The 24,544-nt window shown below is 73.0% G+C and carries 24 protein-coding genes; 9 read left to right on the top strand and 15 right to left on the bottom strand.

All coding sequences use genetic code 11. The annotated features are described in order from the left end of the window. From ADK86_RS06170 to ADK86_RS06155, 4 genes are all read left to right on the top strand, one after another. Positions 1–960 (top strand): carbohydrate ABC transporter permease (locus ADK86_RS06170; protein ID WP_234345730.1); only part of this gene is annotated, 960 nt, incomplete at its 5' end. Continuing rightward, positions 957–1,850, top strand: a complete 894-nt coding sequence (locus ADK86_RS06165; protein WP_420718827.1) for a carbohydrate ABC transporter permease — start codon at positions 957–959, stop codon at positions 1,848–1,850. The genes ADK86_RS06170 and ADK86_RS06165, both read left to right, overlap by 4 nt. Positions 1,851–1,906: 56 nt before the next feature. Continuing rightward, positions 1,907–2,932, top strand: coding sequence for a carbohydrate kinase family protein (locus ADK86_RS06160; RefSeq protein WP_053695672.1), 1,026 nt, complete (start codon positions 1,907–1,909; stop codon positions 2,930–2,932). Beyond that, entirely contained in the window at positions 2,929–4,272 is a 1,344-nt protein-coding gene (locus ADK86_RS06155; RefSeq protein ID WP_053695671.1) for an alpha-glucosidase/alpha-galactosidase, read from the top strand. Before ADK86_RS06160 ends, ADK86_RS06155 begins: the two co-directional genes overlap by 4 nt. A 31-nt stretch (positions 4,273–4,303) precedes the next feature. Here the strand turns inward: ADK86_RS06155 and ADK86_RS06150 are convergent, their stop codons facing one another. Next, a complete protein-coding gene (locus ADK86_RS06150; RefSeq protein WP_053695670.1) occupies positions 4,304–4,789 on the bottom strand; it encodes a GNAT family N-acetyltransferase in 486 nt (161 codons plus the stop codon). Positions 4,790–4,897: 108 nt separating this feature from the next. Further along, positions 4,898–6,358: a PLP-dependent aminotransferase family protein gene (locus ADK86_RS06145; RefSeq protein WP_053695669.1), complete on the bottom strand. Its 1,461-nt coding sequence runs from the start codon at positions 6,356–6,358 to the stop codon at positions 4,898–4,900. On the opposite strand from ADK86_RS06145, the gene ADK86_RS06140 reads away from it, so the two are divergent. Both ADK86_RS06140 and ADK86_RS06135 read left to right on the top strand, forming a co-directional pair. Then, a complete protein-coding gene (locus ADK86_RS06140) occupies positions 6,357–7,313 on the top strand; it encodes a DMT family transporter (protein WP_053695668.1) in 957 nt (318 codons plus the stop codon). The genes ADK86_RS06145 and ADK86_RS06140 overlap by 2 nt on opposite strands. A gap of 122 nt (positions 7,314–7,435) precedes the next feature. Continuing rightward, positions 7,436–7,639, top strand: a complete 204-nt coding sequence (locus ADK86_RS06135) for a DUF1918 domain-containing protein (protein WP_053695667.1) — start codon at positions 7,436–7,438, stop codon at positions 7,637–7,639. 16 nt (positions 7,640–7,655) lie between these two features. On the opposite strand, the gene ADK86_RS06130 is transcribed toward ADK86_RS06135, so the two are convergent. Next, positions 7,656–8,957, bottom strand: a complete 1,302-nt coding sequence (locus ADK86_RS06130) for a glycoside hydrolase family 10 protein (protein ID WP_053695666.1) — start codon at positions 8,955–8,957, stop codon at positions 7,656–7,658. A 178-nt stretch (positions 8,958–9,135) separates the two neighbouring features. Between ADK86_RS06130 and ADK86_RS06125 the strand changes: the two genes are divergently transcribed. Together ADK86_RS06125 and ADK86_RS06120 are read left to right on the top strand one after the other, a co-directional pair. Next, positions 9,136–9,993 carry a 3-hydroxybutyryl-CoA dehydrogenase gene (locus tag ADK86_RS06125; RefSeq protein ID WP_003985524.1) on the top strand — a complete coding sequence of 286 codons (858 nt, stop codon included), beginning with the start codon at positions 9,136–9,138 and terminating at the stop codon, positions 9,991–9,993. Between the two features lie 528 nt (positions 9,994–10,521). Then, entirely contained in the window at positions 10,522–10,779 is a 258-nt protein-coding gene (locus ADK86_RS06120) for a hypothetical protein (RefSeq protein WP_030595337.1), read from the top strand. A 42-nt stretch (positions 10,780–10,821) separates the two neighbouring features. Here ADK86_RS06120 and ADK86_RS06115 read toward each other — a convergent pair whose 3' ends face one another. The 10 genes from ADK86_RS06115 to infC all read right to left on the bottom strand — a co-directional run bounded on the left by ADK86_RS06115 (position 10,822) and on the right by infC (position 21,791). Beyond that, positions 10,822–11,352 carry an NUDIX domain-containing protein gene (locus ADK86_RS06115; RefSeq protein ID WP_003985526.1) on the bottom strand — a complete coding sequence of 177 codons (531 nt, stop codon included), beginning with the start codon at positions 11,350–11,352 and terminating at the stop codon, positions 10,822–10,824. A 49-nt stretch (positions 11,353–11,401) separates the two neighbouring features. Then, positions 11,402–12,739 carry a hypothetical protein gene (locus ADK86_RS06110; protein WP_053695665.1) on the bottom strand — a complete coding sequence of 446 codons (1,338 nt, stop codon included), beginning with the start codon at positions 12,737–12,739 and terminating at the stop codon, positions 11,402–11,404. A gap of 132 nt (positions 12,740–12,871) precedes the next feature. Continuing rightward, entirely contained in the window at positions 12,872–14,098 is a 1,227-nt protein-coding gene (locus tag ADK86_RS06105; RefSeq protein WP_053695664.1) for a PP2C family protein-serine/threonine phosphatase, read from the bottom strand. Positions 14,099–14,334: 236 nt separating this feature from the next. Next, the gene (pheT, locus tag ADK86_RS06100; protein WP_053695663.1) at positions 14,335–16,863 is read right to left on the bottom strand and encodes a phenylalanine--tRNA ligase subunit beta; all 2,529 of its coding nucleotides are present in this window, start codon (positions 16,861–16,863) and stop codon (positions 14,335–14,337) included. Continuing rightward, positions 16,863–17,987: a phenylalanine--tRNA ligase subunit alpha gene (gene pheS, locus ADK86_RS06095; protein ID WP_053695662.1), complete on the bottom strand. Its 1,125-nt coding sequence runs from the start codon at positions 17,985–17,987 to the stop codon at positions 16,863–16,865. The genes pheT and pheS overlap by 1 nt, the downstream gene beginning before the upstream one ends. A 141-nt stretch (positions 17,988–18,128) precedes the next feature. Further along, positions 18,129–19,277: a sensor histidine kinase gene (locus ADK86_RS06090; RefSeq protein ID WP_053695661.1), complete on the bottom strand. Its 1,149-nt coding sequence runs from the start codon at positions 19,275–19,277 to the stop codon at positions 18,129–18,131. Between the two features lie 44 nt (positions 19,278–19,321). After that, a complete protein-coding gene (locus tag ADK86_RS06085; RefSeq protein ID WP_053695660.1) occupies positions 19,322–20,176 on the bottom strand; it encodes a TrmH family RNA methyltransferase in 855 nt (284 codons plus the stop codon). Positions 20,177–20,291: 115 nt separating this feature from the next. Then, complete coding sequence (gene rplT / locus ADK86_RS06080) at positions 20,292–20,675, bottom strand: 50S ribosomal protein L20 (RefSeq protein ID WP_003985533.1); 384 nt, start codon at positions 20,673–20,675, stop codon at positions 20,292–20,294. Between the two features lie 104 nt (positions 20,676–20,779). Continuing rightward, positions 20,780–20,974 carry a 50S ribosomal protein L35 gene (gene rpmI / locus ADK86_RS06075; RefSeq protein WP_003985534.1) on the bottom strand — a complete coding sequence of 65 codons (195 nt, stop codon included), beginning with the start codon at positions 20,972–20,974 and terminating at the stop codon, positions 20,780–20,782. Positions 20,975–21,095: 121 nt separating this feature from the next. Beyond that, positions 21,096–21,791, bottom strand: a complete 696-nt coding sequence (gene infC, locus ADK86_RS06070; RefSeq protein ID WP_078575433.1) for a translation initiation factor IF-3 — start codon at positions 21,789–21,791, stop codon at positions 21,096–21,098. A 304-nt stretch (positions 21,792–22,095) separates the two neighbouring features. Between infC and ADK86_RS06065 the strand changes: the two genes are divergently transcribed. Further along, positions 22,096–22,494 carry a DUF1844 domain-containing protein gene (locus ADK86_RS06065; RefSeq protein WP_003985536.1) on the top strand — a complete coding sequence of 133 codons (399 nt, stop codon included), beginning with the start codon at positions 22,096–22,098 and terminating at the stop codon, positions 22,492–22,494. A gap of 259 nt (positions 22,495–22,753) precedes the next feature. Here the strand turns inward: ADK86_RS06065 and ADK86_RS06060 are convergent, their stop codons facing one another. Together ADK86_RS06060 and ADK86_RS06055 are read right to left on the bottom strand one after the other, a co-directional pair. Beyond that, on the bottom strand, positions 22,754–23,482 hold the full coding sequence (locus tag ADK86_RS06060; RefSeq protein ID WP_053695659.1) for an MIP family channel protein: 729 nt from the start codon (positions 23,480–23,482) through the stop codon (positions 22,754–22,756). A 107-nt stretch (positions 23,483–23,589) separates the two neighbouring features. Continuing rightward, positions 23,590–24,324, bottom strand: a complete 735-nt coding sequence (locus ADK86_RS06055) for an SseB family protein (protein ID WP_053695658.1) — start codon at positions 24,322–24,324, stop codon at positions 23,590–23,592. Positions 24,325–24,544 lie beyond the last annotated feature (220 nt).

The raw sequence follows: 24,544 nt of genomic DNA, 5'->3' as shown, positions 1-24,544 counted from the left end.
CGGACCGGCCCCCCCCCCGGAACCCGGCACCCGCCCGCCCCCCCCCCCGCCCCCCCCCGTCCCCCCCCCGGCCGCGCCCGCCGGGAGAACGCCACCGCCTGGGCGTTCATCAGCCCGTCCGTCCTGATCATCCTCGGTCTGAGCATCGTCCCCGTCGTCTGGTCGCTGCTGCTCTCCTTCCGGGCGGACGACCTGGTCACGCCGGGGCGCTGGGTGGGGCTGGACAACTACCGCGCGCTGGTGCGGGACCCGGGCTTCCGTACGGCCGTGGAGAACACCCTTGTCTACGCGGGCCTGTACGTGCCGCTCAGCCTGGCCGGCGGCCTGGTGCTCGCGCTGGCGCTCAACCGCCGCATCCGGCTGATCGGCCTCTACCGGACGCTGATCTTCGTACCGTTCGTTATCTCGGCCGCCGCGCAGGGCGTGCTGTTCTTCTTCATCCTCGACCCGCAGTTCGGCGTGGCCAACTCGCTGCTGCACCACCTGGGCGTGTCCCGGCAGGGCTTCCTCTCCGACCCCGGGCAGGCGCTGTATCTGCTGGTGGCCATCTCGCTGTGGAGCGGCGTCGGCTTCTGCGTCGTCGTCTACCTGGCCGCGCTCCAGGACGTACCGCAGGAGCTGATCGAGTCCGCGCGGCTGGACGGCGCGAACCGGCTGCGGGTGCTGTGGCACATCAAGCTGCCCTCCCTGACGCCGGTGACCGTCTTCCTGCTGCTGTGGGAGCTGATCACCGCGCTCCAGGTCTTCGACCTGATCTATGTGACCACGAAGGGCGGCCCGCTCGGGTCGACCACCGTCATCGTCTACTTCGTATGGGAGCAGGCGTTCCAGATGTTCACCGCCGGATACGGGGCCGCCGCCGCGTACGTCCTCGCCGCCGCCCTGCTCGTCGCGGGTGCCGCCCTGCGCCTGTACCGGCGGCGACGGCCGGGCGCCGCGCCGGACGGAGCGGTACGGTGACCGCGCCCGCGGCCGTGCCGCCCGGGACCGCGCGCCCGCGCGGGACCACCGCGCCACGGCGCCCGGCCCGCCGCCGGCGCCTGCCCTTCAGCGCCTGGCACCTGCTGCTCGCGCCGCTGTCGCTGGGCTTCGCGCTGCCGCTGGTGTGGCTGGTGCTCAGTTCGGTGATGACCAATGCGGAGATCAACCGCTTCCCGCCCGCGCTGTGGCCGTCCGGGATCGATCTCGGCGGGTACGACTACGTGCTGGGCAACGCGATGTTCCCGCGGTGGTTCGCCAACTCCTCGATCGTCGCGGTCACGGCGGTGCTCTCCAACCTGCTGCTCGGCTCGCTGGGCGGCTACGCCTTCGCCCGGATGCGGTTCGCCGGGTCCCGGCTGCTGCTCGGGCTGATGCTAGCGACCATGGTGATCCCGTTCCAGCTGACCATGATCCCGACGTTCCTGGTGATGAAGCGGCTGGGGCTGATCGACACCCTGGGGGCGCTGATCGTGCCGTCGCTGGTCACACCGTTCGCGGTGTTCCTCTTCCGGCAGTTCTTCCTCGCGCTGCCCCGGGAGCTGGAGGAGGCGGCCTGGATCGACGGGTGCTCGCGGCTGCGGGTGCTGTACTCCGTCGTCCTGCCGCTGGCCCGCCCGGCGCTGGCGACCGTGGCCGTACTGACCTTCCTGACCACCTGGAACGATCTGACCTGGCCGCTGATCGCGATCAACCACGACACCCAGTACACCCTCCAGCTGGGGCTGACGACCTTTCAGGGGCAGCACCACAACCGGTGGTCGGCGATCATGGCGGGCAATGTGATCACCGTGCTGCCGGTGCTGGTGGCGTTCCTCTTCGCGCAGAAGACCTTCATCCAGTCGCTGACGTCGAGCGGGTTGAAGGGGTAGCCCCGTGTCCCCTGCCCGTACCGATTCCGCCACCCGCCCCCGCCCCGGAGGTGTCCGTGCCCCGTCCCTTCGATCTCCTCGTGATCGGCGACGCCAACCCCGATGTGGTGGTCGGCCCGGTCCCGCGCACACCGGAGTTCGGGCAGCGCGAGCAACTCGTGGACAGCGGGCGCCTGTTGATGGGCGGGTCGGCCGCGATCACGGCCTGCGGCGCCGCCCGGCTGGGGCTGCGCGTGGCGTTCGCCGGGCGGGTCGGTGACGACGCGGCGGGCGCCTTCGTCCGTACGGTACTGGCCGGGCGCGGCGTCGATGTCTCGGCGCTGGCCACCGACCCGGAGCTGCCCACCCCGCTGACCACCGTCCTCACGCACGACGCCGACCGCGCGATCCTCACCGCCCCCGGCTGTCTGGCGGCCACCGGGCCGCAGGACGTGCCGGACCGGCTGCTGGCCGGGGCCCGGCACGTACACGCCGGATCGTTCTTCCTGATGCCGCAGCTGGCCCGGTCGCTGGGCGAGATCTTCGCGCGGGCCCGCGGGCACGGCGCGGCCACCTCGCTCGACACGAACGACGACCCCGCGCAGCGCTGGGACGCCGAACTCCTCGGCCCCGTCCTGAAGTCCACCGACTTCCTGCTGCCGAACGCGGCGGAGGCACGGGCGCTGGCCGCCTCGCTGGCACCCGGCTCGGCGGAAGGAGCACCGGAAGGGGCAGCAGAAGGGGCGCCAGAAGGCGACGGGCCCGGCACCGGCCCGGCTTCCGCTGCCGCCGCCCTCGCCCGCCTCGGCCCGCTCGTCGTCGTCAAGGACGGGGCGGCCGGCGCGCTCGCCCACGACGGCGCCGTCCTCACCCGTACCGCCGTCGTGCCCGCCGACCCGGTGGACACCGTCGGCGCGGGCGACAGCTTCGACGCCGGCTTCATCGCCGCGGTCCTGCACGGCCTGGACCTGCCCGCGGCGCTCTCCTTCGCCGCGGCCTGCGGCGCCCTGTCCACCCGCGCCCACGGCGGTACGGCGGCCCAGCCCACCCGGGACGAGGCCCGCGCCGCCGCCCTCACGACCCGACCAGGGAGCCACGCATGACCAGCACCGCCCCGACCGGCCGCACCGGCACCGGCGCCGTGAAGATCGCGTTCATCGGCGCCGGCAGCGTCGTCTTCACCCAAGGTCTCCTCGCCGACCTGTTCGCCTTCCCCGAGCTGCGGCGCATCCATGTCGCCCTGCACGACATCGACGCCGAACGCCTCGCCACCGCCGAGGGCGCGGCCCGCCACATCGCCGCCGTCCGCGGCGCCGAGCCGCAGATCACCGCGCACCCCGACCGGCGCGCGGCGCTCGACGGCGCGGACTTCGTCATCAACACCGTGCAGGTCGGCATGAACGCGGCCACCCGTACGGACTTCCACATCCCCGCCCGCTACGGACTGCGCCAGACCATCGGCGACACCCTCGGCGTCGGCGGCATCTTCCGCGCGCTGCGCACCTTCCCGCTGCTGCGCGCCCTCGCCGACGACATCGGCGAACTCTGCCCGGACGCCTGGCTGCTGAACTACACCAACCCGATGGCGATGAACGTGATGTACCTGGCGCGGGCCACCCCGCTGCGCCGCGTCGTCGGCCTGTGCCACTCGGTCCACTGGACCGCACGGGACCTCGCGGAGCTGCTGGACGTCCCGTACGAGGAGATCACGTACCTGGCCGCGGGCGTCAACCACCAGGCGTGGATGCTGCGCTTCGAGCGGGGCGGGCGGAGCCTGTACCCGCTGCTGGACGACGCGATCGCCAAGGACCCGCAGCTGCTGCGGCGGGTACGCGTGGACATGTACCGCAGGCTCGGCTACTACCCGACCGAGACCAGCGAGCACTCCTCCGAATACGTGCCCTGGTATCTGCACCATGACAGCGAGGTGGAGCGGCTGCGGCTGCCGATCGGCACGTATCTGGACATCATCGAGGAGAACACGGCCGAGTACGAGAGGACCCGGGACGCGCTCGCCGCCGGCTCGCCGCTGCCGGTGGAGGGCACGATGGAGTACGCGCCGCAGATCATCCACAGCATCGTCTCCGGCACCCCGCGCACGGTCTACGGCAATGTGCCCAACCACGGCCTGGTGGACAACCTGCCCGCCGATGCGGTGGTGGAGGTGCCGTGCCTGGTGGACTCGCTGGGCGTGCAGCCCACCCGGGTCGGCGCCCTGCCGCCGCAGTGCGCGGCCCTGAACCGGACCTACGTGAGCGCCAACGACCTGGTCGTACGGGCCGCGGTGGAGGGCGAGCCGCGCCACATCCGGCACGCGGCGATGACGGACCCCGCCACCGCCGCCGCGCTCCCGGTCGAACGCATCTGGGACCTGTGCGACGACCTCGTACGCGCCCACGCCGACCTGCTCCAGCCGGAGCTGCGGGAGGTACTGGGGCACTGAGGCGGGGCCCCGCGCGCTCCTGGAGTCCCCGCTACTGGAGCCCGAGCGCCATCCACTTGCCCGGGTCGGCCAGCGGCTCGAAGCCGACGCGGGCGTAGACCTCGTGGGCGTCGCCGGTCGCCAGCAGGATGCGGCGCAGGCCGCACGGCGCCAAGTGGTCGCGGATGTGGGTGACGAGGGCCGTGCCCAGGCCCTTGCCCCGGGCTTCGGGCGCTATGTACACGTCGCAGAGCCAGGCGAAGGTGGTGTGGTCGGTGACGACCCGGGCGTAACCGACCTGCCGCGCCTGGCCGCCACCGGCCGGATCCTTCTCGTACAGACCGAAGTTGAGCGATCCGGCCACCGCCCGGTCCTGGCGCTCGCGGGGGCGGCCGAGCGCCCAGTAGGCGTCGGTGGAGAGCCAGTGGTGGATCAGGGCCAGGTCCAGCCGGTCCGGGTCGGTGGAGACCTCGTAACCGGCGGGGATGCCGTCGGTCACGGGCTCGGGGGCGCGGTCGCCGCGGGTCGTGTCGTTCATGGCGGGAGGCTGGCAGAGGATGCGGCCGGAGTCGAACGGATTACCCGGCGCCCCCGGCCCGCTTCCTCCGCCCCCTCCGCGTCGCCTGCCGCCGCAGCGTCGCCCACCTCACCTTCCACCCGTCACTTCCTCGTAGGCCGTACGCAACCGCCGTACTCCTTCCGCCAGTTCGGCCACTCCCGAAGCCTGCGCGAACGTCAGGCGCACATGCGGGGCCGGGGGTTCGGCGGCGAAGTACGGGCGGCCCGGGGCGACCGCGACGCCCGCGCGCAGGGCCGCGCCGGCGAGCGCCGTCTCGTCCGTGCCGTCGGGCAGCCGCAGCCAGAGGTGGTAACCGCCGGGCGGGACGACCTGCACACCGGGGCCCTCGTCCGTACTCCCGAAGTGCAGCCGGAGCGCGGCGACAAGCGCTTCCCTGCGGGCGGCCAGCTGTCCCGCCAGGGCCCGCAGGTGGCGGCTCCACGCCGGGGAGCCCACCAGCTCCAGGGCCGCTTCCTGGAGCGGCCTGGGCACGAAGAAGCTGTCCACGACCTGGATGGCGCGCAGCCGGTCCAGGACCGGACCGCGCGCGGCGAGCGCGCCCACGCGCAGGCTCGGCGACGCGGCCTTGGTCAGCGAGCAGACGTGCACGACCGTGCCGTCCGGGTCGTCGGCGACCAGCGTGGGCGGCACCACGGGCGCGTCCTCGTGGACGAGGCGGCGCGCGAAGTCGTCCTCCACCACGAACGCCCCGGCGGCCCGCGCGATCCGCAGCACCTCGGCCCGGCGCCCGGCGGCCAGCACCGCCCCGGTCGGGTTCTGGAAGAGCGGCTGGCAGACGAACAGCCGGGACCCGCTGGCCCGGAACGCGTCGGCCAGCAGATCGGTCCGTACGCCGTCCGCGTCCGCCGGTACGGGGACCGGCCGCAGCCCGGAGGCGCGGGCCGCAGCCAGCACGCCCGGGTACGTCGGCGACTCGACGAGCACCGGCGCGCCCGGCGGGGCGAGCGCCCGCAGGGCCGCGGTCAGGGCGCTCTGCCCGCCCGCCGTCACCAGGACGTCGGAGGCCGCGAGCACTCCCCCGGGGCCGCCGATCTCGCGCGCGAACCACGCCCGCAGCTCGGCGACGCCTTCCACCGGCGGCCGCCCCCAGGCTCCCGGCCGCCGTCCGGCCCGCGTGAGCGCGGCGGCCAGCGCGCGCTCCGGCTGGAGGGCGGGGTGCAGATAGCCGCCGTTCAGCTCGATGACGCCGGAGGCGGACTCGGCGAGCGTGGCCAGTACGCCCGAAGCGTCCACGCCACGCGGCGCATGGTCGCCCGCCGCCTCGGCGCTCAGCGCGATCTCCTGCCAGGAGGTGTCCACCGGACGGGCCTGCTGCCGGGCCTCCGCGCGGAAGGCCCCGGCGCCGGGCCGGGTGACGACCAGCCCCTCGGCCGCCAGCTCTGCCAGCGCGCGGGAGACCGTCACCGGGCTCACCCGGTGCCGCTCGACCAGGGCCCGGCTGGACGGCAGCTTCTCACCGGGAGAGTAGCGGTTGAGGCCGCCTCGGAGGATCGCGGCCAGTTCGGCGACGCTGCTACGCTCTTGCATGAGAGAGCACGATAGCGCTACTACCGGTACCGCGATAGCGGTCAACGCCCCGGCCACCGCGTCCACCGCCCCCGGCCCCCCGATCGCCGTACCCGCCACCGCCGCCCGCGGCACCCTGCTCGCCGCCCTCGGCGTCGCCTCCTTCTCGCTCACCTTTCCCGCCACCGCCTGGGCCCTGGAAGGCATGGGCGCCTGGACGGTGGTGACGCTGCGCAGCGTGCTCGCCGCCCTCATCGCCGGGTGCTGCCTGGCCGCGTTCCGGGTCCGGCCGCCCGAGCGGCGGCACTGGGCGGGCCTGGCCGTCGTGGCGGCCGGCGTCGTCCTCGGCTTCCCGCTGCTGACCACCCTCGCCCTGGAGACCTCCACCACCTCGCACGCGGCGGTCGTCGTCGGTCTGCTGCCGCTGACCACCGCGGCGTTCTCGGCCGTACGGACCGGGGCCCGGCCGTCGAAGACGTTCTGGGCCGCGGCGCTGGCCGGCGCCGCCATCGTCATCGGCTTCACCGTCCAGCAGAGCGGCGGTGCGCTGAGCACCGGCGACCTCTACCTCTTCGCCGCCCTCCTGGTGTGCGCGGCGGGCTACACCGAAGGCGGTCTGCTCGCCCGGCACCTGCCCGGCTGGCAGGTGATCGGCTGGGCGCTGCTGCTGGCCGTGCCGGTCACCGTGCCCGGCGCGGTCCTCGCGCTGCTCGCCGAACCGCCGCACTTCACGGGGCACGCGGTGGCGGGCCTGCTGTGGCTGTCGTTCGGCTCGCAGTTCCTCGGGATGGTGGTCTGGTACCGCGGCATGGCGGCCATCGGTGTCTCCAAGGCCAGCCAGCTCCAGCTCGCGCAGCCGCTGCTGACGCTGGTCTGGTCCGTACTGCTGCTGGGCGAGCAGCTGCCGCTGGCCGCCCCGGTCGCCGCCGTCGCCGTCCTGGTCTGCATCGCGGTCACCCAGCGCTCCGCCACCTGACCGAATGGCCGGTGGACACCGCCCGGCCGCCGCTCTCCACGGGTGCAACGGTGGGGCCCGGCCGTACACTTGCCGCCACGGAACACACACCCTCCGACCGACTGACGAGGAGGCCGTAGCCGATGCATGCGAGTGTGGGAGACCGGCTGCTGGTGCACGGCAGGATCGTGGGGCAGCACGACCGGACCGTCGAGATCATCGAAGTGCTGGGCGAGAACGGCGCCCCGCCCTACCGCGTCCGTTTCGAGGACGGGCACGAGACCCTGATGTCCCCGGGCCCGGACACCGTCGTACGGCCGTTCTCCACGGCCGAGCCCAGGGAGTAGCCGCCCGGGGCGCCGCTCAGACGGCCCGCGGTGGCACGGCCGGCCCCTGGTAGTGGTCGGCCACCACCCGCGCCATCGCCCCGGTGCGGTCCTCGGCCACCTCCTTCGCCGAGAAGAAGATGTGGCCGCGCACCCTGGGGTAGCGGCGGGCGAAGGTGAGGTGGCGGGAGAGTTCGGCGGGGTCCTGCCAGGCGGGCGGCTGGCCGGGCGCCCCCGCCTTGTAGAGGGCCTCGCCGACGCACAGGTGCACCCGTGTCCCCGCGACCGTCTCCGCCCACCAGGGCACCAGCTTCGCGTAGTCGGCGGCGGGGAACCCGATGTTCCAGTAGACCTGCGGCACGATGTAGTCGATCCACTCCTCGCGCACCCATTTACGGGTGTCGGCGTAGAGGTCGTCGTAGGTCTGCACGCCCGCGCGGGTGTCGGATCCGGCCGGATCGGTGGCCTGGTTGCGCCATATGGCGAAGGGGCTGATGCCGAACCGTACGGGGCGGTGGTGGGTACGGCGGCGGTGCCACCGGCCCCCGCCGCGGCCCGGCCCGTGGCCCGGTGACCGCGCCTCGCGCACCCGCTGCGCGGTCTCGTGCACGAGCAGGTCGATGTTGGCGCGCCGCCAGTCCGCGCGGGTCCCGAAGTCGCCGCCGTACTCCTCGTACGCGGCGTCGTCGTCGAAGGTCTGCCCCGCCACCGGGTAGGGGTAGAAGTAGTCGTCGAAGTGGACGCCGTCGATGTCGTAGCGCTCCACCGCGTCGAGGATCGCGTCCTCGACGAAGCCGCGGACCTCGGGCAGGCCCGGGTTGTAGTAGAGCTTGCCGCCGTACGGCACGACCCAGTCCGGGTGCAGCCGCGCCGGGTGGGTGGGCACCAGCCGGGTCGGGTCGGTGTGGTTGGCGATGCGGTACGGATTGAACCAGGCGTGCAGCTCCAGGCCGCGCCGGTGGGCCTCGCGCACGGCGAAGCCGAGGGGGTCCCAGCCGGGGTCGCGGCCCTGCGTCCCGGTCAGGTACTCCGACCACGGTTCGTACGGGGAGGGCCACAGCGCGTCCGCCGTGGGACGCACCTGGAAGATCACGGTGTTGAGGCGGCGCGTCACCGCCACGTCCAGATACCGCAGCAGCTCGGCCTGCTGCCGGGCGGGCGGCAGGCCGGGTTTGGAAGGCCAGTCCCGGTTGGCGACCGTCGCCAGCCACATGCCGCGGAACTCCGCCCGTCCGCCGTCCGCGCCCCGGCCGCGGGCCGCCGCGCCCCCGGTGCCCGGTACTGCGGCGGCCGTGGTCAGGGCCACGACCGTGAAGGCTCTTCGTGTGATCCGTCTCATGCCGCGCCCCCAAAGTGTCCGGTACGTCCCGTCCTAGGGCACCAGCATGCCCGCCCCTCCCCCCGCCGCACAGCATTCCGCGGAGTAACGTCGGGGCCGAGGCGGACGCCGGGGTCCCTGCCACGAGCACGGGCCCCCGCACGGGCCGCCGGACCCCGAGATCAGCGAAAGGCACGATGTGACCGACATCGAACGCGTCGGAGTGGTGGGCTGCGGCCAGATGGGCGCCGGTATCGCCGAGGTGTGTGCCCGCGCCGGCCTGGACGTGATGGTCGCGGAGACCACCGGCGAGGCGCTGGAGCTGGGCCGTACACGGCTGACCAACTCCCTCGGCAAGGCGGCCGACCGCGGCAAGATCACTGTCGCGGAGCGGGACGCGACGCTCGGCCGGCTCAGCTTCACCACCGACCTCGGCGAGTTCGCCGACCGCGACCTGGTCATCGAGGCTGTCGTGGAGAACGAGCAGGTCAAGACCGAGATCTTCCAGGTCCTCGACCAGGTGGTGACCCGCCCGGACGCGATCCTGGCCTCCAACACCTCCTCCATCCCGCTGGTCAAGCTGGCCGTCGCCACCTCACGCCCCGACCAGGTCATCGGCATCCACTTCTTCAACCCGGCGCCGGTGCAGAAGCTGGTCGAGCTGATCCCCGCGCTGACCACCGGCGAGGAGACGATCAAGCGGGCCGAGCTGCTGGTCCAGGACGTGCTGGGCAAGCACGCGATCCGCGCCCAGGACCGCTCCGGCTTCGTCGTCAACGCGCTGCTGATCCCGTACCTGCTCTCCGCGATCCGGATGTTCGAGTCCGGCATCGCCAGCCGCGAGGACATCGACAACGGCATGGAGCTCGGCTGCGCCCACCCGATGGGCCCGCTCCGGCTCTCCGACCTGATCGGCCTGGACACCGTCGCCTCGGTCGCCGCTTCGATGTACGAGGAGTACAAGGAACCGCTGTACGCCGCTCCCCCGCTGCTGGCCCGCATGGTCGACGCCGGGCGCCTCGGCCGCAAGACCGGCTCCGGCTTCTACCCGTACTGATCTTCCCGGCGGTGCGGACGGCGGGGCCCGCTCACGGCTCCGGCCCGCACCCCACGCACACGGCGCGAGGGCCGCTCCCCTGATGGGAAGCGGCCCTCGCGCCGTCCTGCTCCACCCTGCCCCGGGCCAAGAGCCCCGGGCCTGCCGGACGAAAGATCCGCCCGCCGTCCCGCCCCGTGAGCGACGTCCCCCGTTCGTGGTCCGCCCGCCGCTCGGGGGAAAGACGGCGGGCGGACAACCGGCCGATGGGCGCCCGTCCACCGGCAGCGGCCCCCGTTGCAGACCAGCTTCGGGCTTCCCGCCCATGGTCGGGACCGTGTGAACGGGGCGGGCGCTGGTGCGCGGTTCACACCCCGTGTGAAGTCCGCACTCCCTCGGGAGCCGTCACGGCGGGTGACTTCACACGGGGTGTGCGCGGCCAACCCGCATATTCGTCCCGCACACGCTCCCGCCGTCCGTACCGAGGTAGTTGACTGATGCGCGGATCGACAACGAAGTCCCGTCCAAGGAAGGAATGAGGAGCGGACCGTGACCGCCCACCCTGAACCCGATCTGGTTGCCACCGACATGGCGGAGCTCAGACGCTGCCTCGATGTGCGGACCGCCCGTGTCGACGGCCAACTGGCCTTGCTCGCCCAGCGTTCCGAACAGACCGAGCGTGACGCGGGCGACTTGCAGGCCCGCGTCACGCGGTTGGAGCACGGCCGCTGGCCGCTGCCCTCCATCGCCGCACTCACGGGGCTCGCGGCGCTGGCGATCGCCGTATGGCAGGCGATGGTGCGCTGAGGCCGGCGGGTACGCGGCACGTCCCGCGCGCCGCCGCCCGGGTCACCCCAGCCTGATGTGGTGCAGCAACAGCAGAGCGGCCGCCATATTGGCGGCCGGCACCTCCCCTCGCGCGATCATGTCGGGTACCAGTTTCAAGGGGACCCACTCCCGTTTGTCGGACTCGAAGTCGTCCTCGGGATGGCCCACGAAGGCGCCCTGGTCGGACCAGAAGATGTGGTGCCGGGCGTCGGTGAGGCCGTTGGACGGCTCCACCGAAAGGAGGTGTTCGAGGGGGCCGGGGCGCCACCCGGTCTCCTCCTCCATCTCCCGGGCGGCCGCGGCGGCGATGTCCTCGCCGTCCTCGACCACCCCCGCGGCCAGCTCCCATCCCCAGGTGTCGGTGATGAAGCGGTGCCGCCACAGCAGCAGCACCTCGTTGGCCTCGTTGACCACTGTGGCCACGGCGACGGGCCGCAACCGGATCAGAAAGTGATCCAGATGGCGGCCGTCGGGGAGTTCGACATCGGCGAGGTTGACCCGGAACCAGCGGTTCTCGTAGACGGTCTGCTCACTGAGATTCTTCCATCGCACGTATGTGCCACCTTCCGCCGTTGGGCTGGCAAGGTGACACGGGCCGGCCTCACAGTGGAACGCGCAGCGCCTCGTCGATCAGATCGGCAGCCTGCTCGGTGGCGGTACCTCCGGTTTCGGACAGATGCTCGCGCACCGCCCGCAGCCGGTCCCGTAACCGCTGCGACTCCATTCCCCGCGCCTGTTCGGTCATCTGCGCGGCGTTGGCCACAGCCTGGTCCGCGTCCCCTTGGCGCAGCTCGATATGGGTGAGCATGGCCAGCCGGTGGACCCGGCCCCGGTCGTGCGCGGGGGTGTCGACGGCGGCGTCCGCGTGGGCCCGGGCGGCCCGCAGGTCCCCCAGGCTCAGCAGCGCCTCCGCCACTTGGACGTTCACCAGGCCCGGCTGGACGTAATCCGTTTCGTCGGGTTCCTGACCGGGGCGTATGCGCTCGGCCGCCGCCTCCGCACGCCGGATGCAGGACAGCGCGCTCGCGCCGTCCCCCAGGCGTGCGTACGCCTTGGCCTGCATCGCGTAGAGATCCGCCGCCAGCGCCGGGGTGATCTGCGGCCCCGCCGTGCGCAGGGCCGCCTCCGCGAACGCGACCGCCTGGCGGTACTCCCTGACGAACAGGGACTGGTTGACCAGCAGCGCGATGATGTACGCGCCGAGCCCCCGGTCCCCGCTCGCCTTGGCCAGCCGCAGCGCCTGATGGAAGTAGCGCTGGGCCAGGCCCAGGGCGTCCGAGTCGTACGCACAGATTCCCGCGACGGCCACCAGCCCGCCGGTCGCCCGGTGGAGCTGACGCCCCGTCGCATCGGTGTAGCTGCCGCGCAGCAGCGGTGCCGCCTCGGTGTTGAGGAACCCGACGACCCGCGTTCTCGTCGCGATACCACCCGCCTTCCGGTACATCTGCTCGTAGTGCGTACGCGCCGCGCGGAGCATTTCGATGTCCGCCATGGACACCCGGGTCAGGCCGTCCCTGGACACGTCGGCGTCCTCGGGCGGGTTCTCCCACTCCCATACGGGGATGACCGCCGAGGTGCCGGTGAGGGCGGGCGCGGACAGCACATGCGGCCGCTGCTGCTCGTCGGACCGCCACAGCGCGGTGGCGCGTTCGACGAATCCGGAGAGCGGGGTCTCCGGGACGCGGCGCACTCCCGGCCGGCTCAGTCCGATGTCGTCGAGCCCCACGGCCCGGTGCAGCCGCTCGCTGAGGACTTCGCAGATCAGGTCGGGTACCTGGCCCCGTGGCCGCTGCCCCTTCAGCCAGCGGGCCACCGCCGTGTGCTCGTAGCGCAGCGCCAGTCCGCGCTGCCGGCCGAGCTGGTTGACGTGCAGGGCCAGCCCGGCGTGCGAGATTCCGGCCTCGTCGAGAATCGCGTCGAGCAGGCTGTTGGGCTCCATGGCGCCCTCCCGAGAGCGCCGCCCCGCCCCCCGGCCGGGGCGACCGCCCATAGATTTGTCGACTCAACTACCCCTTGAGATCAGCGTAATGAAGCGCCCTTCACACGGGGTGTGAACCGGCCGCGCCGTCCTTCACTCCGCCCGGCCCGCCCGGACACGCCCGCGCGCCGAGGGGGCCGCGTCCGCCTGGGCGGGTACCCGCCAGCGGTCGTTGCACAGCACCAGCAGCGCCACATCGTCCGACAGCGGCCCGCCGACGTGCCGCAGCAGCGCGGTGCGTACGCCTTCGACGACGCGGGCGGGGCGGCAGTCGCGGACCGAGCGGACACTGTCGTCCAGCGCCCGCGGCAGCGGGAAGAACGTGCCGTGGGCGTCCCGCGCGTCGGTCGCGCCGTCCGTGTGCAGGAAGATCGCCTGGCCGGGGAGCAGCGGCGGGCAGGCCACCACCGGCAGTTCGGCGGGCAGCGGGAAGAGGCCCAGCGGCGGCATCGGCTCGCCGGGCGCCTCCAGCAGCACGCCCTGCCGGCTGAGGCGGTACGGCCACGGGTGCCCGCAGTTCAGGGTGCGTACGGCGCCGTCCCGGTCGATCTCCACGAGCAGCACCGTCACGAACTCCTCGGACAGCGGGTGCTCCGGCTCGCCGCCGCCCGACGCCGGGTGCTCCGCGCGCGCCCGCTCCCGCAGATGCCGCTGCAGGGCGCGCTCCAAGCGCCGGAGCACCGCGCCCAGGTCCGGTTCGTCGTGCGCCGCCTCGCGGAAACTGCCGAGGACGGCGGCGACCGTGCCCAGCGCGCCGATGCCGTGGCTGCGCACATCGCCGATGACGGCCCGTACGCCGTGGCGCGTCGCCATGACGTCGTACAGGTCGCCGCCGACGGTGGCGGCCTCGTCCGCCGTGAGGTGGTCGGCGGCGACCACGATGCCGTCCACGCGCGCGGGCAGCGGGCGCAGCAGCACCCGCTGCGCGGCGGTGGCCACTTCTTTCGTACGCTCCAGCTCCCGCAGCAGGCGCAGCCGACGGCCCGCGGTCAGATAGCTGGCGGCCACGACGACGAGGACGGCGCAGCACGTGCCGATACGGGCGACGGCGTGGGCGCCCGGGTCCTCCGCGCCCAGGGGCAGCAGCGCGAGCAGCGCGCACAGGCCGCCGAGCACCACGCACTGGCGCCGTCCGGTGCCGGCACAGGCGATGGCGGGGGCGGCGGCGAGGAGCTGGAGGAACTGGCCCTCGGCGGTGGCGTAGCGCTCCCAGAGCAGTACGGCGAGGACCCACAGGCCGGGCAGCACGAGGACGAAGGCCCGCCGCGCTCGCGCGGCACGCGCAGGCGTGCCGCCCCGCCGCGCCCAGGTTCGGATCATGCCGATGCTCCCCCCAGCAACCATCGAGGCGGTCGGCCCGGCCCTCTCCCCGCGGCGGAACCTGTTGTGTGAGCGAGCCGCATCGTCCCGCACGATTCTTGCGACCCCGCGTGGTCGACCGGACACTTTGCGCACTGATCTCACCCGATCGGGTGACCGCTGGGGAAACGCCAAGGGGCCCGGGGACGAACCGTCGGTTCGTTCCCGGGCCCCGGTGGGAGAAGCGGTACGCGTGCTTACGCGCCGCGCAGCACCGCACCCGTCCGCTCGACCGCGACGGCCACCGCCGCGTCCCGCGCCGCGGACGCCTCGTCGGCGGTCAGCGTGCGGTCGGGCGCCCGGAAGCGCAGCGCGTAGGCCAGGGACTTCTTGCCCTCGCCCACCTGCTCGCCGGTGAACACGTCGAACAGCCGCAGCGATTCGAGCAGCTCGCCCGCGCCGGAGCGGAGCGCCCCGGCGACCTCGGCGGCCGGGACCGACGCGTCCACGATCAGCGCGACGTCCTGGGTGGCGACCGGGTAGGTGGAGATCCGCGGCGCCTGGACCACGCCGCCGCCGGCCCGCTGGAGGCGGTCCAGGTCGATCTCCATCGCGCAGGTGCGCTCCGGCAGGCCGAGCGCCTTGATGACGCGCGGGTGCAGCTCACCGGCGTTGCCGACGAGCACCTCCTCGCCGTCGGTCACGGCGAGCAGCGCCGCGCAGCGGCCCGGGTGCCAGGGCGCGTGCTGGTCCTGGCGGACGATCAGCTCGACCCCGGCCTCGCGCGCCACGATCCGGCCCGCCTCGATCGCGTCCGCCCAGTCGGCCGGACGGCCCTTGCCCCACCAGCCGGCCTGCTCGCGGGCGCCGGCGAGCACCACAGCGGCGCGGCGCGGCTGCTCGGGCAGTGCTGCGTCCAGCGCGGCGATCTCCTCGTCGGTCGGCCGGCGGTCCACCGGCAGCCGCACCGACGGCTTCTCGTCGCCGGTCGGCCGGAAGACCAGGCCGGTCTCGAAGAGCGCGAGGTCGTGCGAGCCGCGGCCGTCGTTGCGCCGCAGCGCGCCGAGCAGGCCCGGCACCAGCGTCGTACGGAGCGCGGGCTCCTCGTCGGAGAGCGGGTTGACCAGCTTGACGGTCCGGCGGCGCGGGTCGTCCTCCGCCAGGCCGAGCTGATCGAGGACGGCCTCGCCGAGGAACGGGTAGGTCGGTGCCTCGACGTAGCCGGCGCCGGCCAGCGCGCGGCCGACGCGGCGGTGCAACCGCTGGCGCTCGGTCAGGCCCCGCCCGGCGGGCGGCCGGGGCAGGGTGAGGGGCAGGTTCTCGTACCCCTCCAGGCGGATGACCTCTTCGGCCAGGTCGTTGGGGTCGGTCAGGTCGGGCCGCCAGGACGGCACCGTCACGACCAGCTCGTCCTGGCCGTACACGTCGCAGCCGACCTGCTGGAGGCGGCGGACCACGGTCTCACGGCCGTACGAGACGCCCGCGACGCGGTCCGGGTGGTCCGCGCGCGTGGTGATCGTGCGCGGCCCGCTCGGCGAGACGACCTCGGTGACGCCGGCCTCGGCGGTGCCGCCCGCGAGCAGCACCAGCAGGTCGACGGTGCGCTGCGCGGCGGCGGACGCGGCCTGCGGGTCCACGCCGCGCTCGAAGCGCTTGGACGCCTCGGAGGACAGCTTGTGGCGGCGGGCCGTACGGGCCACGGACACCGCGTCGAAGTGCGCCGCCTCGACGACGACCTCGGTGGTGCCGCGCACCTCGCCGGTCTCCGGGTCCGCCGACGGGTCGGCGATCTCGGTGTTGGCGCCACCCATCACACCGGCCAGGCCGATCACACCGCGGTTGTCGGTGATGACCAGGTCCTCGGCGTCCAGCACGCGCTGCGCGCCGTCCAGGGTGGTCAGCTTCTCGCCGGCCTCGGCGCGGCGCACGCCGATCGTCCCCTCCACACGGGAGCGGTCGTAGGCGTGCAGCGGCTGGCCCAGCTCCAGCATCACGTAGTTGGTGACGTCGACGGCGAGCGAGACCGGCCGCATGCCGGCCTTCTGCAGGCGGCGCTGGAGCCAGATAGGGGAGCGCGCCTCCGGGTTCAGGCCGACGACCGTACGGGCGGTGAAGCGGTCGCAGCCGAGCGGGTCGGCGACCTTGACCGGGTAACCGAAGGAGTTCGGCGGCGGCACGTCCAGCAGCGCCGGGTCGCGCAGCGGCAGCCCGTAGGCGATGGCGGCCTCGCGGGCGATGCCGCGCATGGACAGGCAGTCGCCGCGGTTGGCGGTGACGGCGATGTCCAGCACCTCGTCGACGAGCTGGAGCAGCTCGATGGCGTCGGTGCCGGGCTCGTACTCCGGCGGCAGCACGATGATGCCGCCGCTGCCGTCGTCACCCATGCCCAGCTCGTCGCCCGAGCAGATCATGCCGTGCGAGACCTTGCCGTACGTCTTGCGCGCGGCGATCTTGAAGTCGCCGGGCAGCACGGCGCCGGGCAGCACCACGACGACCTTGTCGCCGACGGCGAAGTTGCGCGCGCCGCAGACGATCTCCTGAGGCTCGCCGGTGCCGTTGGCCTGGCCGACGTCCACCGTGCAGAAGCGGATCGGCTTCTTGAAGCCCTCCAGCTCCTCAATGGTCAGCACCTGGCCGACGACCAGCGGGCCCTTGAGGCCGGCGCCGAGCTGCTCGACGGTCTCGACCTCCAGGCCGGTGGCGACGAGTTTGGCCTGTACGTCGCGGCCGGACTCACCGGCCGGCAGGTCGACGTATTCCCGCAGCCAAGAAAGCGGGACCCGCATCAGATCTCCATCCCGAAAGGCCGGGTGAACCGGACGTCACCCTCGACCATGTCTCGCATGTCCTCGACGTTGTGGCGGAACATCAGCATCCGCTCGATGCCGAACCCGAAGGCGAATCCGCTGTACTTCTCCGGGTCGACGCCGCAGGCCGTCAGCACCCGCGGGTTGACCATGCCGCAGCCGCCCAGCTCGATCCAGCCCTCGCTGGAGCAGGTGCGGCACGGGCGCTGCGGGTCGCCGACGGACGCGCCGCGGCAGACGTAGCAGACCATGTCCAGCTCGGCGGACGGCTCGGTGAACGGGAAGTAGTTCGGCCGCAGCCGCGTCTTGATGTCGTCGCCGAACAGCGCCTTGACCATGTGGTCGAGGGTGCCGCGCAGGTCCGCCATGGTCAGGCCCTCGTCGATGGCGAGCAGCTCGACCTGGTTGAAGACCGGGGTGTGGGTGGCGTCCAGCTCGTCCGTGCGGTAGACGCGGCCCGGGCAGATCACGTACAGCGGCGGCTCGCGGTCGAGCATCGTGCGGATCTGCACCGGCGAGGTGTGGGTGCGCAGCACGACGCCGGACTGGTCCTCCCCCGCCGCGTCGTTCTCCACGAAGAACGTGTCCTGCATCGTGCGGGCCGGGTGGTCCGGGGCGATGTTCAGGGCGTCGAAGTTCAGCCACTCCGACTCGACCTCGGGGCCCTCGGCGACCTCGTAGCCCATGGCCACGAAGACGTCCTCGATCCGCTCGGACAGGGTGGTGAGCGGGTGGCGGGCGCCGGGGCGTACGCGGTCGTGCGGCAGCGTGACGTCCACCGCCTCCTCGACCAGCACCCGGGCGTCCCGCTCCGCCTCCAGCTCTTCCTGGCGGGCCTTGAGCGCCTGGCTCACCTGGCCGCGGGCCTGGCCGACGCGCTTGCCCGCGTCCGCCTTCGCCTGCGGCGGCAGCGCGCCGATCTCGCGGTTGGCCAGCGCCAGCGGCGAGGTGCCGCCGGTCTGCGCGACCTTCACCTCGTGCAGCTCCTGGAGGTCGCCGGCGGCGGCGATGGCGGCCAGCGCCTCGTCCCGCATCCGGGCGATCTCTTCCGGTTTCAGGGCCTCGACCTCGACAGGGTCGTACGACTTATTGGGTGCGGACATCTCTTCCCGTGCTTCCGATGGGCTTGGCGCGCGGCTTGCCCCCGACGTGTGCAGTGCCAAAGGTGCCAAAGGTGCAGTCTACGGGGCAGGGCGGCCGCGCCTCATCCGAGCCCCGACGGGGATGGGCCCGCCGGGCGCCGCTCACGCCATGAAGGCGGGCGTCCCGACGGGCAGGCTGAATCGGAACCGGGCGCCGCCGGCCGGGGCGCGGCCGACCGTGATCGTGCCGCCGTGGGCCTCGACGATGCCCTTGACGATATACAGGCCCAGGCCGGTGCCGCCGCGCTTGCTGCCCCGCCAGAAACGGGTGAAGACGCGGCTCATCGACTCCTCGGGGATGCCGGGGCCCTCGTCGCTCACGGTGACACTCGTCCCTTCCGCTCCGGAGACGTCCGATGCCGGTGCCACCTCGATGGTGACGGTTCCCTCACCGTGGCGCACCGCGTTTTCCAGCAGATTGCCCAGCACCTGATCGACTTTGTCCGGATCGGCCCACAGATCGGGCAGCGGCTCGACCATGCGGATCAGGAAGCGGTCCGGCAGCTGGCCCGCCGTCGTCTGCGCCTGGACGTGCCGGCGTACCGCGGCGACCATGTCCACCCGCTGCCGCCGCACCTCCAGCCGGCCGGAGTCGATACGGGAGATGTCCAGCAGCTCGGCGATCAGCCGGGTGACGCGGTTGGCGTCCGCGTCCACGGTCTCCAGCATCAGGCGCTTCTGGTCGTCGGTGAAGCGCTCCCACTTCTGCAGCAGGGTGGCGGTGAAGCCCTTGACGGAGGTCAGCGGCGAGCGCAGCTCGTGGGCGACGGTGGCGATCAGCTCGGCGTGACTCAGTTCCGTACGGCGCCGCGCCTCGGTGCCGCGCAGCGCGACGACGAGGCGGCGGACCGGGCCGGTGGGGCGGCTGCGGACGTAGCGCGCGGAGACCAGCACCTCGCGGCCGCCGAGCAGCAGGTTGCGCTCCGGCTGGCCGTTGCGGATCGCCAGGCCGCCGTACGGGTCGGTCAGCTGCCACCAGCGGCGGCCCTCGATGTCCTGGAGCGGTAACGCCTTCTCCAGGGGGCGGCCCAGCGCGTCACGCGGGTCGATGGCGGTGATCCGGGCCGCGGCGGCGTTGAAGCAGATGATCCGGCCGGTCTCGTCGGCGACGACCAGGCCGTCGGGCAGGTCGTCCGGGTCCAGCCCGGCGCCGGCGAGGTCCGGGGCGCCGGCGGGCACCGGGCCGGGCGCGTCGCCGCCCTCCGGACGGGAACCGGCGGCGGCCGCCGTACTGCGCGCCCTCGTCTGCATTCCCGCTACCCCCTCCCCTTCCGGCCCACGGGGACGCAACACTACTAGCCGCGGGAGGCGGAGCGGCAGCCTCCGGTGGTGCGCTGCGCGCGGGCCGAGGCGTAGAGGCATACGGCGGCGGCGGTGGCCAGGTTGAGGCTCTCGGCCTTGCCGTGGATGGGCACCCGTACCACCGCGTCGGCCAGCGCGCGGGTCTCCTCCGGCAGGCCCCACGCCTCGTTGCCGAAGACCCAGGCGGTGGGGCCGCTCATGGTGCCCGCGTCCAGCTCGGCGTCCAGGTCGGCGGCGCCCGCGCCGTCGGCCGCCACGATCCGTACGCCCGCGTCGCGCAGCCCTGCGACGACCTGCTCGACCGGTACGCCCACGGCGACCGGCAGGTGGAAGAGCGAACCGACCGAGGCCCGCACCGACTTGGGGTTGTAGAGGTCCACCGAGGCGTCGGTCAGCACCACCGCGTCGGCGCCCGCGGCGTCCGCGCAGCGCAGCACCGTACCGGCGTTGCCGGGGTCGCGTACGTTGGCGAGCACCGCGACCAGCTTCGGGCGGGCCGCCAGGATCTCCTCGAAGGGCGAGTCCAGGAACCGGCAGACGCCGACCAGGCCCTGCGGGGTGACGGTCTGGGACAGCTCGGCGATGGTCGCGTCGGCGGCGTAGTGCACCGGTACGCCGGCCGCGCGCACCGCGCCGACGATGTCCGCGTGCCGCTCGGCGGCCTCCGGGGTGGCGAACAGCTCGACGAGCGTGCGCTCCCCGGCGAAGCGGTGCGCGACGGCTTCGCGTACGGCCTGCGGGCCCTCGGCGATGAACCGGCGTTCCTTGCCGCGGAAGTTGCGGCGGGCCAGCCGCCGGGCGGCGGCGACACGCGCGGAACGCGGGGAGATCAACTCGGGGGTGCCCATGGGCGGCGGCTCACTTCTTCGGATGTCGTCGGGCGGGCGGAAGGGCGTGCGGAAAGCAACGGACCCGCAGGCCGGTGGCCTGCGGGTCGGTGCGTGACGTGCCTCAGACCGTGGTTCAGGCAGCCTTCGGGGCGTTGACGTCGCTCGGCAGCGCCTTCTGGGCCACCTCGACCAGCGCGGCGAACGCGTTGGTGTCGTTGACCGCGAGCTCGGCCAGCATCTTGCGGTCGACCTCGATGTTCGCGGCCTTCAGACCCTGCACGAAGCGGTTGTAGGTCATGCCGTTGGCGCGGGCAGCGGCGTTGATGCGCTGGATCCACAGCTGACGGAAGTCGCCCTTGCGCTTCTTGCGGTCGTTGTAGTTGTAGACGAGGGAGTGGGTGACCTGCTCCTTCGCCTTGCGGTAGAGGCGGGAACGCTGGCCGCGGTAGCCGCTGGCCTGCTCGAGGATCGCCCGGCGCTTCTTGTGGGCGTTGACTGCCCGCTTGACGCGTGCCACTTGTTAACTCCTTGTAGCGGGGCCGCGGTGGTCGTCACACGGCCCGAATCGACTTCGGTCCCGGTCGGGTCCTGCGTGCCGCGCCTCGCGGCGGGCGGCAGGACTTACTTGCCGAGAAGCTTCTTGACCTTCGCGGCGTCGCCCGGGGCCATCACGGCGTTGCCGGTGAGGCGACGCGTCACGCGGGACGACTTGTGCTCGAGCAGGTGGCGCTTGCCGGCGCGCTCCCGCATCACCTTGCCGGAGCCGGTGATCTTGAAGCGCTTGCTGGCACCGCTGTGCGTCTTGTTCTTCGGCATGCGCCGTTCTCTCCTCTTGAGTGGCGCCCCCACCGGCCTGGGGACCGGCGCCCGGGGGCGTCAGATGTATCGGTTGGAATCCGGGGCGGTCCCCGGCGTTCTCCGGGGCTCGCGCCCTGGATCACGCCTCGGCAGGCTCCTCGGCGCCCTGCTCGGCAGCAGAGCCCTGGCGCTCCGCCTTGCGGGCGGCCTGCGCCTCACGGGCCTCGGCCATCGCCTCGGTCTTCTTCTTGTGCGGACCGAGGACCATGATCATGTTGCGGCCGTCCTGCTTCGGGTTGGACTCGATGAAGCCCAGGTCCTGGACGTCCTCCGCGAGCCGCTGCAGCAGTCGGAAGCCCAGCTCGGGGCGGGACTGCTCGCGACCACGGAACATGATCGTGATCTTGACCTTGTCACCCTGCTTGAGGAACCGGACGACGTGACCCTTCTTGGTGTCGTAGTCGTGCGGGTCGATCTTCGGCCGGAGCTTCATCTCCTTGATGACCGTGTGCGCCTGGTTCTTGCGCGCCTCACGGGCCTTCATGGCCGACTCGTACTTGAACTTTCCGTAGTCCATGAGCTTGCAGACCGGCGGACGGGCGTTCGCCGCCACCTCGACCAGGTCGAGGTCGTACTCCTGCGCAAGCTCCAGGGCCTTGGCAAGCGGCACAATGCCGACCTGCTCGCCACTGGGACCGACGAGTCGCACCTCGGGGACGCGAATCCGGTCGTTGATGCGGGGCTCGGCGCTGATGGATCCTCCTCGGTAGCACCACGCGACGGCCTGGCGGACTGCCGCGTAACGTCTGTTTCGGTATGACCAACCACGCCGCAGCACGAAAAATGCCCCGGACGGGACACAGGCGGGGCTCCTCAATGGATCGGGAGCACCGCCGCGATGTCACCGCGGGGCGCAGCCTGACCGTTGACCCGCCGGCCCGGGGGCTGGTCGGGTGGGAGATCGGAGCCTCCACTTGTGGGCCGGGCACATCGGTGCTCGGCCGGTCGGACTCCCAGGATACACGAGTCAAGGGGCGGACCCCACTCGTCCGCGGACCTGCCGCGGGGGCGGGCCCCGCGCGTGCACGGGCCCACCATAAGGTGGGGCCGACCCCTGAGCAGGAAGTGAAGCGCGAGCCATGAGTGACCAGACCCCGCAGCAGCCCGGCCCGGCGGAGCCGGCCGGCCCCGCCGCCCCCGCGAACCCGGACTTCGACGCGATGACCCGCGACATCGCGGACGTGCCGGCCGTCGAGGTGATCACCACCGTCGCCGTGCACCTGATGTCCTCCGCGGCGGTCAACCTCGGGCTCGCCGAGGACGGCGCCGAGCACAAGGACCTGGACGAGGCCCGCAAGCTCATCCAGGCGCTGGCCGGACTGGTGACGGCGAGCGCGACGGAGATCGGCTCCTACCACGCGGCGCCGCTGCGGGACGGGCTGAAGTCGCTCCAGCTGGCCTTCCGGGAGGCGAGCGTCGTACCGGACGAGCCGGGGCAGGGGCCTGGGGAGAAGTTCACGGGGCCGGTGTACGGGTAACGGGGCCCGTCTCGGCGCGCTGGGCGCGCCTTGCGCGTGAGGTGCGGCTTGCGCGTGAGGTGCGGCTTGGGCCCGCATAGGTGAGGTAGGCGAGGAGGCCGCTCCCGGCCGGTGGTGCCGGGGGCGGCCTCGTCGTTTGTACGGTGTTCCGTCGCTACGGTGCGGTTACGTCGTCACGGTGCCGTTGCGTCGTTACGGTGCCGTTGCGTCGTTACGGTGCCGTTGCGTCGTTACGATGCCGTACGTCGCTACGATGCCGTTACGTCGCGGAGCGTTCGTCCGCGACCAGCTTGGGCTCGTTCGGCGGGTGGGTGACCTGGTGCACCACCGCGGCCAGCGCGCCGCCGATCAGCGGCGCCACGATGAACAGCCACAGCTGCGACAGCGCGCCGCCGCCCGCGAACAGGGCCGGGCCGATGCTGCGGGCCGGGTTCACCGACGTACCGGTGAGCGGAATGCCGATGAGGTGCACGGTCGCCAGCGCCAGGCCGATCGGCAGGCCGTCGAAGCCGACCACCGCCACCCGGTGGGTGACCGCGAGCACCACGAACACCAGCAGGAACGTCAGCACGATCTCGGCCACGAAGGCGCCGCCGAGATTGATGTGCACCGCCGAACGGTCGGCCCAGCCGTTGGACCCGAATGCCTCGTCGGTCTTCAGGCCCGGCACCTGCTTGGCGACCAGGAACAGCAGCGCGGCGCCGACGATGCCGCCCAGCAGCTGGGCGATCCAGTACTCGATCGCCGTACGGAGCGTGATGCGGTGCGCCAGCAGCATGCCGAGCGTCACCGCCGGGTTGACGTGGCTGCCCGAGATCGGGCCGATCGCGTACGCCAGGGCCAGCAGGGTGAAGCCGAATGCCAGGGCGATGCCGAACGTTCCGATGTACTCGCCGGCCAGCACCGCGGAGCCGACGGCGAAGAACACCAGGAGCAGCGTGCCGAGGAACTCGGATACGACCGTGCGGGTCTCCGTTGTCGTCTCCATGGGGCCTCCTCGCCCGGATCTTGCGCTCTCCTTCGCATTGTGCGGCGGGGGAAGGAGATCCGCCTGTTGAAGGCGGTGCGCCCATGGTCCGGGCCCGGGGCGGGAGATCAGCGGGTGAAGAACGCTCCGGCGGTGTCCGCGCCCGGCGGCAGCAGGGCCAGGTCGAGGCCCCGGATGAGCCGGGAGCGCAGGGTCTCGTCCGCGGCCAGCGCGGGGGCCAGGCGCTGGGCGACGGCGGCGGGCGTGGCGTCCGGGGCGAGCCCGAGGGACAGGGTCCCGTCGGCCTCCGCCGAGGGGTCCAGACGGGCCACCAGAACATCCGGCTCGGCGTCCAGCAGAGCGCGCAGCGCATCGGTGACGGCCGGGTCGGCGAGCGGGTCGGTGCTCTCCCGGCCCTCCGCGAGCGCGCGCAGCGCGGCCCCGGTGAGCTGGTACGTCGCCGGGCCCGCCAGGTCGATCACGACCGTGTCCGCCTTCTCGTGCGCGGCGGCGAGCAGCGCCTGCCGCATCGGAACCGCCACCGGGCGGGCGTCCGGGCGCCAGCGGTGCAGCGTCTCCATCGACGTGAAGGCCGGCAGGGCACGGCGGCCGTCCGGGGCCTGGAGCGTCGGCACCGCCATGTCGCTGGTCTTCTCGCGCTTCAGACCGTCCGGGCCGGTCTCCACCTCGCCGAGGACGGCCACGACCGGGACGAGGAGCCGGGCCCGGCTCAGCAGCGGGAGGAGCCGGGCCTCGGTCGCCTCCGTGGGTGCGGCCGCGTGATCCGCCAGTGCGGCGGCCAGTTCCGGGTCGGCGGAGCCGTCGTCGTCGGAGAAGTCGGAGGTGGGGATGTCTTTGAGCACGTTGCCGAGCCTAGCGGTGGGCCCTTTGGGCCCGGGGTTTGGGCCGGTCGGTTCGGTTCGGTTTCGGCTGCCCCGCCGTTCGCGCCTGCGGCGGGCGGTGGCCGCTGCGCGGAGCTGTCAAGGTTCGGGGGCGGGCCTGCGCGGCAGGCCGCTCCGGCCCGCCCCCTTCCGTGGGAAAGGTGGGGAGGGAGGGGGTGGTGGGGGCCGGGGGGTGGCTTGG

Source organism: Streptomyces sp. NRRL F-5755 (genome assembly GCF_001279365.1).
Classification (GTDB): domain Bacteria; phylum Actinomycetota; class Actinomycetes; order Streptomycetales; family Streptomycetaceae; genus Streptomyces; species Streptomyces rimosus.
Note: the sequence above shows the minus strand (reverse complement) of the source record. Positions and strands in the feature narration are given on the sequence as shown.